The sequence below is a fragment of the Pseudomonas sp. BLCC-B112 genome (assembly GCF_028550695.1).
GTDB classification, from domain to species: Bacteria; Pseudomonadota; Gammaproteobacteria; order Pseudomonadales; family Pseudomonadaceae; genus Aquipseudomonas; species Aquipseudomonas danubii.
The window spans coordinates 235,620-250,124 of the sequence record NZ_JAQQGK010000001.1; the positions used below are offsets into that span (position 1 = coordinate 235,620).

Annotated in this window: 14 protein-coding genes; 10 read left to right on the top strand and 4 right to left on the bottom strand. The window is 63.3% G+C overall.

Translation table 11 applies throughout. From position 1 onward, the window contains the following. Nucleotides 1-16 precede the first annotated feature (16 nt). Both PQT43_RS01120 and PQT43_RS01125 read right to left on the bottom strand, forming a co-directional pair. Nucleotides 17-622, bottom strand: coding sequence for a hypothetical protein (locus PQT43_RS01120; RefSeq protein ID WP_102861181.1), 606 nt, complete (start codon nt 620-622; stop codon nt 17-19). Between the two features lie 53 nt (nt 623-675). Beyond that, a complete protein-coding gene (locus tag PQT43_RS01125) occupies nt 676-1,149 on the bottom strand; it encodes a PAS domain-containing protein (RefSeq protein ID WP_102861182.1) in 474 nt (157 codons plus the stop codon). 159 nt (nt 1,150-1,308) lie between these two features. Between PQT43_RS01125 and PQT43_RS01130 the strand changes: the two genes are divergently transcribed. Continuing rightward, nucleotides 1,309-1,764 carry a flavodoxin gene (locus PQT43_RS01130; RefSeq protein WP_102861183.1) on the top strand — a complete coding sequence of 152 codons (456 nt, stop codon included), beginning with the start codon at nt 1,309-1,311 and terminating at the stop codon, nt 1,762-1,764. Here PQT43_RS01130 and PQT43_RS01135 read toward each other — a convergent pair. Then, entirely contained in the window at nt 1,745-2,641 is an 897-nt protein-coding gene (locus tag PQT43_RS01135; RefSeq protein WP_272753404.1) for a LysR family transcriptional regulator, read from the bottom strand. The two genes, PQT43_RS01130 and PQT43_RS01135, sit on opposite strands and share 20 nt — an antisense overlap. Before the next feature lie 98 nt (nt 2,642-2,739). On the opposite strand from PQT43_RS01135, the gene PQT43_RS01140 reads away from it, so the two are divergent. The 9 genes from PQT43_RS01140 (at nt 2,740) to PQT43_RS01180 (ending at nt 13,603) form a co-directional block, all read left to right on the top strand. Further along, the gene (locus PQT43_RS01140) at nt 2,740-3,126 is read left to right on the top strand and encodes a CidA/LrgA family protein (protein WP_267269389.1); all 387 of its coding nucleotides are present in this window, start codon (nt 2,740-2,742) and stop codon (nt 3,124-3,126) included. After that, nucleotides 3,116-3,802 (top strand): LrgB family protein, encoded by a 687-nt coding sequence (locus tag PQT43_RS01145; RefSeq protein WP_267269390.1) that lies wholly within the window; start codon nt 3,116-3,118, stop codon nt 3,800-3,802. Before PQT43_RS01140 ends, PQT43_RS01145 begins: the two co-directional genes overlap by 11 nt. A 144-nt stretch (nt 3,803-3,946) precedes the next feature. Then, complete coding sequence (locus tag PQT43_RS01150; protein ID WP_102861186.1) at nt 3,947-4,729, top strand: class II aldolase/adducin family protein; 783 nt, start codon at nt 3,947-3,949, stop codon at nt 4,727-4,729. Beyond that, entirely contained in the window at nt 4,729-5,631 is a 903-nt protein-coding gene (locus PQT43_RS01155; protein ID WP_267269391.1) for an alpha/beta fold hydrolase, read from the top strand. The genes PQT43_RS01150 and PQT43_RS01155 overlap by 1 nt, the downstream gene beginning before the upstream one ends. A 168-nt stretch (nt 5,632-5,799) precedes the next feature. Continuing rightward, nucleotides 5,800-6,711 (top strand): SDR family oxidoreductase, encoded by a 912-nt coding sequence (locus PQT43_RS01160; protein ID WP_102879066.1) that lies wholly within the window; start codon nt 5,800-5,802, stop codon nt 6,709-6,711. A gap of 162 nt (nt 6,712-6,873) precedes the next feature. Further along, the gene (locus PQT43_RS01165; RefSeq protein WP_267269392.1) at nt 6,874-7,233 is read left to right on the top strand and encodes a hypothetical protein; all 360 of its coding nucleotides are present in this window, start codon (nt 6,874-6,876) and stop codon (nt 7,231-7,233) included. A gap of 483 nt (nt 7,234-7,716) precedes the next feature. After that, nucleotides 7,717-9,507 (top strand): DUF1302 domain-containing protein, encoded by a 1,791-nt coding sequence (locus PQT43_RS01170; RefSeq protein WP_272753405.1) that lies wholly within the window; start codon nt 7,717-7,719, stop codon nt 9,505-9,507. A 24-nt stretch (nt 9,508-9,531) separates the two neighbouring features. After that, nucleotides 9,532-10,899 (top strand): DUF1329 domain-containing protein, encoded by a 1,368-nt coding sequence (locus PQT43_RS01175; protein WP_110653388.1) that lies wholly within the window; start codon nt 9,532-9,534, stop codon nt 10,897-10,899. A 148-nt stretch (nt 10,900-11,047) separates the two neighbouring features. Next, complete coding sequence (locus PQT43_RS01180; RefSeq protein WP_272753406.1) at nt 11,048-13,603, top strand: LuxR C-terminal-related transcriptional regulator; 2,556 nt, start codon at nt 11,048-11,050, stop codon at nt 13,601-13,603. Between the two features lie 10 nt (nt 13,604-13,613). On the opposite strand, the gene PQT43_RS01185 is transcribed toward PQT43_RS01180, so the two are convergent. Beyond that, nucleotides 13,614-14,414, bottom strand: a complete 801-nt coding sequence (locus PQT43_RS01185; RefSeq protein WP_267270017.1) for an IclR family transcriptional regulator — start codon at nt 14,412-14,414, stop codon at nt 13,614-13,616. Nucleotides 14,415-14,505: the final 91 nt, after the last annotated feature.

A 14,505-nucleotide genomic window follows, 5' to 3' on the forward strand; every position in this document is an offset into this window, starting at 1 on the left:
CGGCTCTCGGTCAGCTTCAGGCGTGCAGGGCCGGATGGGTATGGCGGTGCTGCTGGAGGATGAACTGGCGCAGGCGTTCGGTTTCTTCCGCGTCACTCTGATCCAGGCGATAGGCATAGAAACCGGCTTCGGTCTGGCGCTCGAAGCGCCCGTGCAGGGCAATCCGTTCATATCCCGAAGGGCTGAACCACTGGGCGAACTGCTTGGGGGGCCGGGTCCGGTTGCGGATCTCCAGCAATACGCCCTTGAACGACACCTCCCGCACCCACAGGCGTCCAGGCTGGCCCCTGGAGTTTTCCAGGGCCACCGGCTCTTCCAGCGTCAGGCGCCAGGGCCGGATCATGGGGCCGTCCTCGAAGATGCTCGGCACCCCCAGGCGTAGATGCAGGGCATGGAATTCGTCTTCCACCAGATGCAGGGGGAAGGTCATCTGCTGGTTGTCGAAATGGGCCTGGATGGTGACCTTTTCATTGGCAGCCAGACGGGTCAGCAGGTCACGGATCTGCGAGCCGCCATTGACCAGCAGGCTCGATGTGGCATCGCGCACATTGAGCTGCGGGTTGTGCTGCATGGTTTGGATGAAGTCCAGTTCATCCTGGGTGAGGAGAGCGTCACGCTGCATGATGTTGCTCGAAGGGTGAAGGACAAATCGGTGGGGAATATCCCTACAGACCACTAAATCTGCGACTTATTAGAGCCGTCGGTCGCCTTGAGGGCGGCGAGCTCGGCTTGCACTGCGGCCAGTTGCTGCTCCAGCTGGAGCAAGCGTTGCTGCGCCTTGATCTGCACACTGACGTCTTTCTGCACGCCAATGAAATAGGTCAGTTGATCGCTGTCGTTGAATACCGGGGTGATCGACAGTTCGTTCCAGAAGTGGCTGCCGTCCTTGCGATAGTTGCGCAGCACCTCGCGGCATGGCTGCCCCTGGCTCAGGGCCTGGCGAATCCGTTCCAGCCCCGGCTGGTCACGGTCTCCGGACTGCAGGAAACGACAATCCTGATACAGCACTTCGTCGGCGCTGTAGCCGGTCAGTCGCTCGAAAGCCGGGTTCACGTAAATCACGATGTTGTCTTCGCCTTCCTGTTCCGCGACCACAATCCCGTCGTTGGAGGCGTTGATCATCTTTTGCAGCAGATGAGCGTTGATCATCCCGAAGTTCCGCTATCAATCAGCAAGTGTTGAATTGAATTCTAAGTCACGCTGGCACGCTGTCCACAGGCGCTTTTGAGCGGTGCGGGCAGCAGAAGCGGGATTTTACTCCGTAGCTGGTAATATCCCAGTCTTTTAGTCAGTTTCAGGAACAGATTGATGAAAGTCGCCATCCTTTCCGGCTCGGTGTACGGCACGGCTGAAGAAGTCGCCCGGCACGCCGCCAAGCTCCTCAACGCCGCAGGTTTCGAGGCCTGGCACAACTCGCGGGCCACTTTGACCGAGCTTCAGGCCTTCGCACCGCAGGCGTTGCTGGCCGTGACCTCGACCACCGGCATGGGCGAACTGCCAGACAACCTGCTGCCGCTGTATTCGAGCATTCGCGATCAGTTGCCCGCCGCCTGGCGTGGGCTGCCCGGAGCGGTGATCGGCCTGGGGGATTCCAGCTACGGCGATACCTTCTGTGGCGGTGGCGAGCAGATGCGTGAGCTGTTTGCCGAGCTGGGAGTAGAAGAAGTGCTGCCGATGCTGCGCCTGGACGCCAGCGAGAGCGTGACCCCGGAAACCGATGCCGAGCCCTGGCTGGCCGAGTTGATCAGCGCCCTGCGGGGTTGACCGGCTGTTCCCTTAGCAGCGCCAGCCAGGCTTGCGCTGCCTTGGACAGATACGCGTCCTGGCGCCAGATGAAGGCAATGTCCCAGCGCAGATAGTCCGGGGCCTTCAGCGTCAGGCGCACCACCCCCGGCCGCACCAGGCCGCGGGCCACCACACTGGGCAGCAACACCACACCTTGACCGGCGGCCACCAGCGCCGCAAGAAAGTCTGCCTGGCCGCTACGTCCCCCCTCCTTCGGTGTGAAGCCCACCTGCTGGCAGGCCTGGAGCAGCCGGTCGTTGAGCACAAAGCTGCGCTGATAGAGGAGGAAGGGCGTATCGGCCAGTTCTTCCAGGCGCACCTGCGCGTTCAGCGCCAGGGGATGATCGGCGGGCAACAAGGCATCCAGGGGTTCATCGCAGAAGGGTTGATAGGCAAACGCCGGGTCCTTGGGGGTCAGGCTGCCTCCCAGTTCCAGCTCGCCACTGCGCACGGCCTGCTCGACATTCAGGCTGCCGCCTTCGAGCAGTTGCACCTGGATATTCGGGTAGCGCCGGCGGTATTCGGCGAAACGGCTGGCGAACAGTGCATCGCTGCCCAGCAGCGGCAGACCCAGGCGCAGTTCACCCCGTGCCAGTTGGCTCAGGTCATCCAGTTCGCTGAGCAGTTCATGGCGCAGGCGCAGCATGTCCTCGGCCCGCTGCAGCACCACGCCGCCGGCGGCGGTGAGATGAATGTGCGAGCCCTGGCGCTCCAGCAGGGGCGTGCCCAGGCTTTGCTCCAGCTGCGCGATCTGCTTGCTGACCGCCGACTGGCTGATGTGCAGGGTCCTGGCCGCCTGGGTGAAACCGCCCTGGCGGATGACTTCGACAAAACTGCGCAGTTGTTTGAAATCCATGGTGGTAATTCCAGATTGGAATGGTTTCAAGTCTAACAATTCGCTTCGGTGATGCAGGGGCTTTTCATAAAATGGGCCCCTGAGAGGACTCAACCACCATGAACATTTCCACCTTTAAACGCCTGGGCCGCCTGATTGGCGAACTGGCAGTGCTGCTGGCCATCTATTTTCTCGGTTGCCAACTGGCTACCTGGCTGCCCTGGCCGATTCCCGGTGGGGTCATTGGCCTTGCGCTGTTGCTGCTGGCCTTCGCCCTGGGCTGGGTCAAGCCGGCGGCCTTGCAACTGGGGGCCGGCCTGCTGATGGCGGAGATGCTGCTGTTCTTCATTCCGGCGCTGATGAGCTTGTTGGACTACGGCAGCCTGCTGCGTCAGGACGGCTGGCGGATTCTGCTGGTGATCGGTATCAGCACCCTGCTGGTGATGCTGGTGACCGCACTCACGGTGGAGATGGTCTGTCGCTGGAGGATGCGCCATGAAGCTTGAACTGATGCCGATGTTCTGGCTTGCCCTGACCCTGGGGGCGTATCTGTTCAGCCGCTGGATCTACCGGCGCACCGGGCGCTACCTGCTGTCGCCGTTGATCCTGGTGCCGGCCCTGCTGCTGGCGATTGCGGTGCCGCTGCACACCGCCTATGCCGAATACGCCGCCAACACCCACTGGCTGATGCTGGTGCTGGGGCCGGTGACGGTGGCCTTTGCGATTCCCATCTGGCAGCAGCGCCAGTTGCTGATGCGCCACTGGTCGGCCCTGTTGCTGGGCATGCTGGCGGGCAGCGCCGCGTCCATCGGCAGTTCCTTCGGCTTGGCGAAGCTGCTGGCCCTGGACAGCTCGGTGACCCTGTCCCTGGTGCCACGTTCCATTACCACGCCGTTCGCCATGCCCCTGGCCCATGACCTGGGCGGCGTGCCTGAGTTGACGGCGGTGTTCGTGATGTTCACCGGGGTGTTCGGTGCCATGCTCGGCGGTGTGCTGCTGCGTTGGCTGCCCTTGCGCAGTGCCCTGGCCCGGGGCGCGCTGTTTGGTGTCGGTGCCCACGGAGCCGGAGTCAGCCGGGCCCATGAAGTCGGGGGTGAAGAGGGCTCGGTGGCCGGTCTGGTGATGGTGTTGACCGGGTTGCTGAACCTCTTCGCGGCCCCTTTGCTGGCGTCTGTGCTTTGACGCAAAGCCGCGGATCAGAGCCTTCTCTCCGGCTGACCCGCTCGGTCATCAAGCTGGCTGTCAATGCAACTCCGCAGTCGATGCAAGCTGTCTAGACTCTGAGGGTTCCCTCATCCAATAAGAACCATCACCGAGGTCCTTGCCGTGAGCCTAGCCCCCGTTCAATCGACACCGAGTGTAAAAAAACAAGTCAGCGCCGTTGAGTGGCAAACCCGTCTGGACCTCGCCGCCTGCTACCGTCTGGTGGCCATGCACGGCTGGGACGACCTGATCTTCACCCATATCTCCGCCAAGGTGCCGGGCACCGAAGACTTCCTGATCAACCCCTTCGGCATGATGTTCCACGAGATCACCGCCTCTAGCCTGGTGAAGGTCGACCAGGCTGGTAACAAGCTGATGGACAGCCCCTACGAGATCAACCCGGCGGGCTACACCATTCACAGTGCCGTGCACGCGGTGCGCCACGATGTGCTCTGTGTGCTGCATACCCACACGGCCGCCGGGGTCGCAGTGTCGGCGCAGAAGCAGGGCGTGCTGCCCATCAGCCAGCAGTCGCTGTTCGTGCTGTCGAGCCTGGGCCGTCACCCTTATGAGGGCGTAGCCCTGAACCCCGAGGAGAAAGAGCGGCTGCAGGCCGACCTGGGGGACAACAACTTTCTGCTGCTGCACAACCATGGCTTGCTGACCTGCGGCGCCAGCATCGCCGATACCTTTCTGATGATGTTCACCTTCCAGCGCGCCTGCGAGATCCAGGTGCTGGCGCAGAATGGCGGCGCTGAGCTGATCACCATTCCTGCATCGATCCTGGCGGGGGCCAAGGCGATGATCGCCGGCGTCACCCGCAGTGCCCAGGGGATGGGGGGCGCACTGGCCTGGCCGGCCCTGTTGCGCAAACTCGATCAACTCGACCCGGGTTATAAAGTCTGATGCCTATCGCCGAAATTCCTCTGTGTGTCTGGCGCAAGCGCGGCAAGGACTTTGTGTTTCGCGGCCAGCGCATTCGTTACTGGGTGGCGGGGCAAGGAGAGCCGCTGCTGTTGATCCATGGGTTTCCCACTGCCAGCTGGGACTGGCATTACCTGTGGCAACCCCTGGCGCGGCGCTATCAGGTGATCGCCTGCGACATGCTCGGCTTCGGCGACTCGGACAAGCCGCTGGACCATGAGTACAGCCTGCTGGAGCAGGCAGACTTGCAGCAGGCGTTGCTGGTCCATTTGGAGATCCAAGAGCCGCTGCACCTGCTGGCCCATGACTACGGCGACAGCGTCGCCCAGGAACTGCTGGCCCGGCATTATGAAGCGCGGATCGAGATCGCCAGCTGCGTGTTCCTCAATGGCGGTCTGTTTCCGGAAACCCATCGCCCGGTGCTGACCCAGAAGCTGTTGCTCAGCCCCGTGGGCTGGATGCTCGGGCGGGTGTTCAGTCGCCAGGGGCTGGCGAACAGCTTCCGGCAGATCTTCGGCCCCCAGACCGGTCCCAGCGAGTCGGTCCTGGATGACTTCTGGAGCCTGGTGCACAGCAACAACGGGCCGCGCATCCTGCACAAGTTGATCGCTTATATCCCCGAGCGACGGGCCCAGCGCGAGCGTTGGGTCGGCGCCATGCAACGCGGCGAGGTGCCGCTGCGGGTGATCGATGGCGCCCAGGACCCGATTTCCGGGGCGCACATGGTGGAGCGCTATCGCCAGTTGATCGCCGAGCCGGACACGGTGCTGCTACCGGGTATCGGCCATTACCCACAGATCGAGGCGCCGTTGCCGGTGCTCAAGCATTACCTGGGGTTTCGCGACACATTGCTCGCGCCGCCACGCCAGGCAATGGGGTCCTGAGCGCCTTGGGTCACTGTGTGGCCCAAGGCAGGGGCGCGCTCTGGTGCGGGCGGGGCGATTATCCCGCTGTCTTATTGGGCACCATTCAGGCCTGGACGTTTTTATTGTGACCGCCGGCCGGCTGTCCGACACTCGAAGAATTGTCCATTGGCCCTGCTGGAGTTCGGTATGAGTGAATCTGTGCGCTTGCAAGACAAAGTAGTGATCATCACCGGAGCCGGCGGCGGCCTGGGCCGGGCCCATGCCTTGCTGTTCGCCAGGCACGGGGCCAAGGTGCTGGTCAACGACCTGGGGGGCTCGGCCCAGGGCGAGGGCGCCAGTGCCTCGGCGGCGGATCGGGTGGTGGCGCAGATCCGCGAGGCTGGGGGCATCGCCGAGGCCAACCACGACTCGGTCACCGATGGCGAAAAGATCGTGCAGAACGCCCTGGATGTGTTTGGTCGGGTCGATGTGGTGGTCAACAACGCTGGCATCCTGCGGGACAAGACCTTCCACAAGATGGACGACGCCGATTGGGACCTGGTGTACCGGGTGCATGTCGAAGGTGCCTACAAAGTCACTCGCGCCGCCTGGCCGCATCTGCGGGACCAGGCGTACGGACGGGTGATCTTCACCGCGTCCACATCAGGCATCTACGGCAACTTCGGCCAGTCCAACTACGGCATGGCCAAGCTCGGCCTGTACGGCCTGACCCGGACCCTGGCCATCGAAGGGCGCAAGAACAACATCCTGGTCAACGCCATTGCCCCGACCGGTGGCACGCGGATGACCGAGGGCCTGATCCCGCCACAGGTGTTCGAGCAGCTCAAGCCGGAACTGGTGAGCCCGCTGGTGGTGTACCTGGGCAGCGAGCAGTGCGAGGAAACCTCCGGCCTGTTCGAAGTGGGCGGCGGCTGGATCGGCAAGGTGCGCTGGGAGCGTAGCCTGGGCGCCGGTTTTGATCCGCGCCAGGGCTTTTCGCCCGACGATGTGGCCGCGCACTGGCAGCAGATCTGCGATTTCGAGGGGGCGGCGCATCCCAAGGACAACATCGAGGCGCTCAAGGAGATGATGCAGAATCTGCAAAAGTACGCCCTCTGACGCTGCGTGGGTCAGCCTTGTCCGGCGCTGATCGGCGGGCGCTTTTTCCAGGCTTGAAAGCCGCCAGGCAATGACCCGCCGGAGCCTGGGCTCCGGCGGTTTTACTCCTGTGGCGTTCGTCTCTATGCTCGACGGCTGGCGAACGCACAAGGAGCGCTTGAGATGTATGAGTCAAAGGATCAGCCGGTACTGTCGCGACTGCTGTTTATCCGGCGTCTATGTGTTCACGGCCTGGTGGTTCTGGCCCTGATCGGCTTTTCGGTATTGCTGGGTATCAGCGGTCTGCTGTACTTCGAGCAGGACATTTCCTTTCACGACGCCTTGTATGACGCAGCCATGATCCTCGGCGGCATCGGGCCCATCAACATGCCGCAAACCCCTGGCGGCAAACTGTTTTTTGCCACCTACGGGCTCTACACCAACCTGGTGTTCGCCGCCACTCTGGGCTTGATCCTGTCACCGGTGGCGCATCGTCTGTTGCACAAGTTTCATTACGACGATGGTGATGACGACACCTTGTAAGGCCAACTTGGCCGTTGTCTTGCGCGCATAAAAAAGGCCGCTGCAAGAGCAGCGGCCAAGGTAAGACGTTAGATCAAGGAGCTACAAAATCAACGTCGGTGAACCTGGGGTAGTGGCCTGGACTGAATCTTTTCAAGCCAACTGGAAGTCTGTTTCGGGCAACGGGCGGCGGGCTCTTTGCGCGGCAGTGGCGTGGCGTTGTTTGCCGTGACTGCGAGGTAAGAATAAGCCCTGGCATGACCTGGAAAAATAGCCATTCAGGACAAGGACTGTTACAGCTTGAGCAACAGTCCAGAGGGCACAGCACCTGTATCGATGCACTTGATGGTCGCGTATCCAGCCCGTGGATACATCTCTGAACGGTCCCGGTGGCAAGGGCGCTAATCCTTTCGGGCGACAACTCGAATACCTCCTTGGTGCGCTTATCGGCCGTGGTACCCCGGCAGTAGGGTGAGGCCTCCTGTCACTCACCGGGGAAGACGCATGACAAGAACAACAATGCGCGCCATCTTCAAACCGCAGGCGCTGGCTGTCGCGGTAGCGCTGGGCTGCAGCGCTCAGGCGCAGGCGGTTTCGTTCAATATTGGGGAAATTGAAGGGCAGTTCGACTCGTCCTTGTCCGTTGGCGCCAGTTGGGGCATGCGCAATGCCGACCCTGCGTTTGTCGGCACCATCAACGGCGGCACCGCGCAGTCTTCCACCGGTGACGATGGCCGCTTGAACTTCAAGAAGGGCGAGACTTTCTCGAAGATCTTCAAGGGCCTGCACGACCTTGAACTCAAGTACGGCGACACCGGCGTCTTCGTGCGCGGCAAGTACTGGTACGACTTCGAACTCAAGGACGAGGATCGCCAGTTCAAACCCATCAGCGACCACAACCGCAAGGAAGGCGCCAAGTCCTCTGGCGCACAGATTCTCGACGCCTTCGTCTACCACAACTACTCGATTGCCAACCTGCCGGGTACCGTGCGCGCCGGCAAGCAGGTGGTCAGCTGGGGCGAGAGCACCTTCATCGGCAACTCCATCAACAGCATCAACCCGGTGGACGTCTCGGCCTTTCGCCGCCCCGGGGCCGAGATCAAGGAAGGCCTGGTGCCGGTGAACATGCTGTTCGTCTCCCAGGGCTTGACCAACCAGTTGACCGTGGAAGGCTTCTATCAGCTGGAGTGGGACCAGACCGTGGTGGACAACTGCGGCACCTTCTTCGGCAACGATGTGGTGGCCGATGGCTGCACCACCGGCTACACCGTCGGCAACCCGGCGATCGCACCGTTACAACCGGTGGCAGCGGCCTTCGGCCAGGGCTTTCAGGTGGCCCGCGAGGGGGTGATCCTGCCCCGCGGTGGTGACCGCGACGCCCGGGACTCCGGGCAGTGGGGCGCCGCTCTGCGCTGGCTCGGCGATGACACCGAGTACGGCCTGTATTTCATGAACTACCACGCCCGCAGCCCCGTGGTCAGCACCACCACCGCCAATGTCAGCCCGGCGACCCTGGGCGCGATTGCCGGCGCCGCCAACGGCATCGTTCCCGGTTCCGGCAGCGGCCTGGTGCAAAGCGTGATGCTCGGCCGTGGCCAGTACTACCTCGAATACCCGGAGGACATCCGCCTGTATGGCGCCAGCTTCTCCACCACGCTGCCCACCGGCACCGCCTGGACCGGCGAGATCAGCTACCGGCCCAATGCCCCGGTGCAGGTCAACACCAACGACCTGACCCTGGCCCTGCTCAACCCCATTGCCGGGGGTGCGGCTTCACCGATCAAGACCGCCATGGGCGCCGACAACACCGGCTACCGGCGCAAGGAAATCACCCAGATCCAGAGCAGCATGACCCAGTTCTTCGATCAGGTGCTGGGGGCCGATCGCCTGACCCTGGTGGGCGAGGCGGCGATCGTCCGGGTCGGTGGCCTGGAGGACAAAAGCAAGCTGCGCTACGGCCGCGACTCGGTCTACGGCCAGTACGGCTATGGCGGCGACACCGATGGGTTCGTCACCGCCACCTCCTGGGGTTATCGGGCCCGGGCCATCCTCGACTACAGCAACGTGATCGGCGGGATCAACTTCAAGCCCAACCTGTCCTGGTCCCATGACGTCAACGGCTACGGCCCCAACGGCTTGTTCAACCAGGGCGCCAAGGCCCTCAGCGTTGGTGTCGATGCCGACTACCGCAACACCTACACCGCCAGCCTCAGCTACACCGACTTTTTTGGCGGGCGCTACAACACCCTCACCGACCGGGACTTCCTCGCGTTGAGCTTTGGCGTGAACTTCTGAACCGGCACAAGAAGGAGCACTTGAATGCGCAAGATGATTCTGCAATGCAGCGCCCTGGCACTGGGCCTGTGGGCGGCCAACCTGATGGCTGCAGTGAGTCCGGAAGAAGCCGCCAAGCTGGGCACCAACCTGACTCCCGTGGGGGCGGAGAAGGCCGGCAACGCCGATGGCTCGATTCCGGCCTGGACCGGCGGCATCCCGAAGAACGCCGGGGCGGTGGACAGCAAGGGCTTTCTCGCCGATCCCTTCGCCAATGAGAAACCGTTGTTCATCATCACCGCGGCCACGGCCGACAAGTACAAGGACAAGCTGTCCGCAGGGCAACTGGCGATGTTCAAGCGCTACCCGGACAGCTACCGGATTCCGGTCTACCCGACCCATCGCAGCGTCGGCCTGCCACCGGAAATCTACGAGTCGGCCAAGCGCAGCGCGCTGAACGTGACCACCACCAACGACGGCAACGGACTGGCCAACTTCACGGGCAACCGCTACTACGCCTTCCCGATTCCGAAGAGCGGCATCGAGGTGCTGTGGAACCACCTGACCCGCTATCACGGTGGTAATCAGAAACGCATCATCACCCAGGCCACCCCGCAGACCAACGGCAGCTACACCTCGATCCGTTTTGAAGAGGAAGTGGCGGCGCCGCAACTGATCCCCGACCTGGACCCGGCCAAGGGTGCCAACGTGCAGAACTTCTTCAAGCAGTCGGTGACCGCCCCGGCGCGGCTGGCGGGCAACGTGCTGCTGGTCCATGAAACCCTGGATCAGGTCAAGGAGCCCCGTTCGGCCTGGATCTACAACGCCGGGCAGCGACGTGTACGCCGCGCCCCGCAGGTGGCCTACGACGGTCCGGGCACCGCCGCCGACGGCCTGCGCACCTCGGACAACTTCGACATGTTTTCCGGCGCGCCCGACCGTTACGACTGGAAACTGGTGGGCAAGAAGGAGATGTACATCCCCTACAACAGCTACAAGCTGGACTCGCCGAGCCTCAAGTACGACGACATCATCAAGGCCGGGCACATCAACCAGGACCTGACCCGCTACGAACTGCACCGGGTCTGGGAAGTGGTGGGCACGGTCAAGCCCAACCAGCGGCATATCTATGCCACCCGCCACATGTACATCGACGAGGACAGCTGGCAGGTGGCGCTGGTGGATCACTACGACGGTCGTGGCCAGCTGTGGCGAGTGGCCGAGGGACACGCGCAGTACTACTACGACCATCAGGTCCCGGCCTACACCCTGGAAGCGCTGTATGACCTCAACGCCGGTCGCTACCTGGCCCTGGGCATGAAGAACGAGGAAAAGCACAGCCTGGAATTCGGCTTTGCCGCCAAGGCGGCCGACTACACCCCGGCCGCCTTGCGCGCCAGCGGGGTGCGCTAGGCAGCAGTGACGCACGAGGTGCAAAGGCGACCGCCCGGTCGCCTTTTTTATGGCAGAGGATCAGCCCGCTGAATACTTCTTCAACAGGTCGGGAGGTCGAGGCTAGGGTGGGGGCACGCTGGCTAAAACTATAAAAAGGCTCGCCGCAATGACTGCCATGACTCGTTGTCCAGAGCGTCCCGGGTTCATGCCCCGTTTGTCTTCCCATCATTCCCCACGCGACCACCTGAGTACGCCGTTGCTGGCCTCCAGTGCGCGGGTCAAGTTGTTGTGTGCCCCCGCCGGCAGTGGCAAGACCGCCCTGCTCAGCGAATGCCTGCAGCAGGCCCCCGCTTCGTGCCGGGTCATCTGGTTGCCCCTGGGCGGTGCGTGCCAGAGTCCTGAAGACTTGTGTCGTGTCCTGGCCGACGCCTTGGACCAGGCCGATGCCGATCCCGCCGCGCTGCTGTTACACCTGGCTCATCTGCCCAGTCCGGCCTGGCTGTGCATTGATGACTATTGCCGTTTGCCGGCTCCTGAGCTGGACGGGCTGCTGGACCGCTTGCTGAGCATCGACAACCCCTTGCTCACTTGGTGGATCGGCAGTCGCCGCCGCCCCCAATGCAACTGGCCACGCCTGTTGCTGGACGACCAGCTCTACGAACTGGACGGCAGCGCCCTGGCCTTCAGTCAGCGTGATATCGAGCAACTGTTGCAACGTTTGCCGCAACCTTTGTGTGCCCAGACCGCCAGCAGCATCCTGCAGCGCAGTGGCGGCTGGTGTGCCGGGGTGCGCATCGCCTTGCTCGATGGCAGCGAGCGGGTGACCCAACCCTGCAAGCCAGGGCGCCCCAATACCTTGCTCGAATACCTGGAGCATGAGCTGTTCAGCGTGTTACCGGCGGAACTGGCGGAAGTCTGGCAAGTGCTGGCCCAGATGCCGCGGTTCAATGCCGAGTTGTGCGAGCACCTGTTTGGCGCCGGAGAAGGGGCCCAGTACCTGCGTACCCTGCAGGACCTGGGCTGCTTTATCGAACCCTGGGAAGGCGGTGCCGACTGGCTGCAGGTGTTTGCACCCCTGGCCCGGCTGATGCGGCATGAGGCCTGGCCCGCCGGGCGCTCCTGGCATCGGCGGGCGTGCCAGTGGTTTACCGCTCAGGAGGATTGGCAGTCGGCCTTTGAGCAGGCGCTATTGGCCCAGGAGTATGAAGTCGCGGTCAGCCTGCTGGAGCATTTCAATATTGAGTTCCTGTTCCAGCAGCACAATGGCTTGTTGCTGTTGCAACTGCATGAGCGCCAGGGCGCCGAGTTGTTGCTGGGCAGTCCGCAGTTACTGGGGTTGCTGGTGGCGGCCATGCTGTTTGCCGGACGCTTCGAACAGGCCGGGCAATGCATGGCCCAGATGGCACGGTTTGCACCGCAACCTTCGGCGGTTGAACAACGTCAGCTGCTGGCTCGCTGGCAGGCGCAGCAAGGGTGGCTGTTGCACCTGGGCGGGCGGATGGAGGCCGCGCGGCAGCACTTTCGCGAAGCCTTGAACGAGTTGGAGGACGGCGCCTGGACCATCCGTTTGCTGTGCCTGTCCGGCCTGACCCAGCAAGCGTTGCTGTGCGGCGAGCTGGAGGTGGCCCAGTCCCTCAATCGTGAGGCGTTGTGTCTGGCCCGGGCCCAGGATGCGTTGTTGTTCGAAGGCTTGCTGGAGCTCGATCATGCCCAATTGCTTGAACAACGCGGCGCGCCCCATCGGGCGCAAAGTTTGCTGGAGCAGGTGATCGAGCGTCTGTCCGGGCAAGCGCTGCGCGCCACGCCCTTGCTCGGGCGCCTGGCCTTGCGCCTCGGCCGGCTGGCGTTGCGCCAGGGACACGATGGGCAAGCAGCCGAGTATTTTCGCCGAGGGCTTGAGGATTGCCTGGTCAGTCATGACAAGCGCGCCTTGTATGGCTTTCTCGGTGAGGCCCAGTTGGCGGCCAACCAGGGCGACTACGCCCAGGCGTTCGTGCGCCTGCGGGACGCCGAGCGGCTGATGCAGCAACGGCAGATCCCGGACACGGTCTACCGTGGCGTGCTGTTGCAGGTCAGCAGCCAGCTCTGGCTGCAGCAGGGCCGAGCGGAACTGGCTCACGAAGCCTTGAGCCGGGTGCTCCGGCACTTTCGTGGGCCCCAGGCCCTGCAGGCGCCGCCGGCCTCCCTGGAATTGATCCCGAGCATTGAGTACCTGCTGGTGCTGGCCGAGGTCCATCTGGGGCGGGCCCAGGCACCGGTGGCCACGTTGCAGGGGCTGCTGGCACGGGCCCAGCGCCACGGCATGCTGGGGCTGGAGGCACAGGTGCAATTGGCCCTGGCCGAGGTGGCTTTCATCCTCGGCGATCAAGCCTTGGCGGCGCAGGCGTTGCAGGCCGGGCAGGAGCGGGTGGCGCGCTGCAATCTGCCTCAGGCCCTGCACGAGTTGCGCCTGCGACAACCAGCGTTGTTGCAAGCACTGGACAGCCCGCCAACCACGCTCGCGGCGGCGCCGCAGGAGGATCACGACAGCCTGCTCAGCCTGCGGGAGTTGCAAGTGCTGCAATTGATTGCCCAGGGCTGCTCGAACCAGCAGATTGCCGAGCAGTTGTTCATCTCCCTGCACACGGTGAAGACCCACGGCCGCAGGATTCACAGCAAGCTGGGGGTCGAGCGGCGCACCCAGGCGGTGGCCAAGGCCCAGGCCCTGGGGCTGATGAGTTGAGGCGCGCCGGTTACTCGGGCTGCGGTTGATAACCCATGCGCCAGCTCACCGCAGAGCTGGCCGCCAGCAGGCGTTGGGCCGCGGGTCCATGTTCATCGGCGTGGAATAGCGACGTCGGCCCTACCACGGTCAGCACGGCGGCGATCTTGCCAGTGGCATCGAATACCGGCGCCGACAGGGCATCGACCCCAGGCATCAGTAAACCGTGGACATGGTGCAAGCCGCGCTGGCGGATTTGCTCGGCCAGTGCGTCGTGGACCTGCGGGTCGGCCAAGGCATGGGGGGCACCTGTGGACAGTTCCTGCTGGCGCAGATCGAGGGTTTCCCGTTGTGGCAGGTAGGCGTTGAACACCAGCCCGGTGGATGAGCTGAGCAGGGGCAGCACCGAGCCCAATTGAGTGACCACGGTCACCGCTCGCACCGCCGGCTCGATGTGCACCACGGTCGCGCCCTGATTGCCCCACACCGCGAGGAAGCAGGTTTCGTTCAATTCGTCCCGCAGTTCCGCCAGGGGCAGGGCGCCCACTTTCAATACATCCATGCTGCCCAGGGCCGCCAGCCCCACCCGCAAGGCTTCACGGCCCAGGCCGTAGTGATTGGTGGCGGTGTTCTGCTCGGCAAAACCGCTGGCGATCAACGCCTGCAGGTAACGGTGCACCTTGCTCGCCGGCATTTGCACATGTTCGGCCAGACGCGAAAGAGAAGTGGCCGGTGACAGTTCGGCCAGGGCCTTGAGGATGTCGGTGCCGACTTCGGCCGAGCGGACTTTCTGTTTACCGGTGCTGTCGCTGGTGTTGCGCGGCTTTTCCATGGAGGTGTCGGGGTCCCGTGACAAGTGGCGGTCTTTATAGCTTGACGCTCATAGGCAATCAAATTACGTTATGCGTAATTGGATTACGATA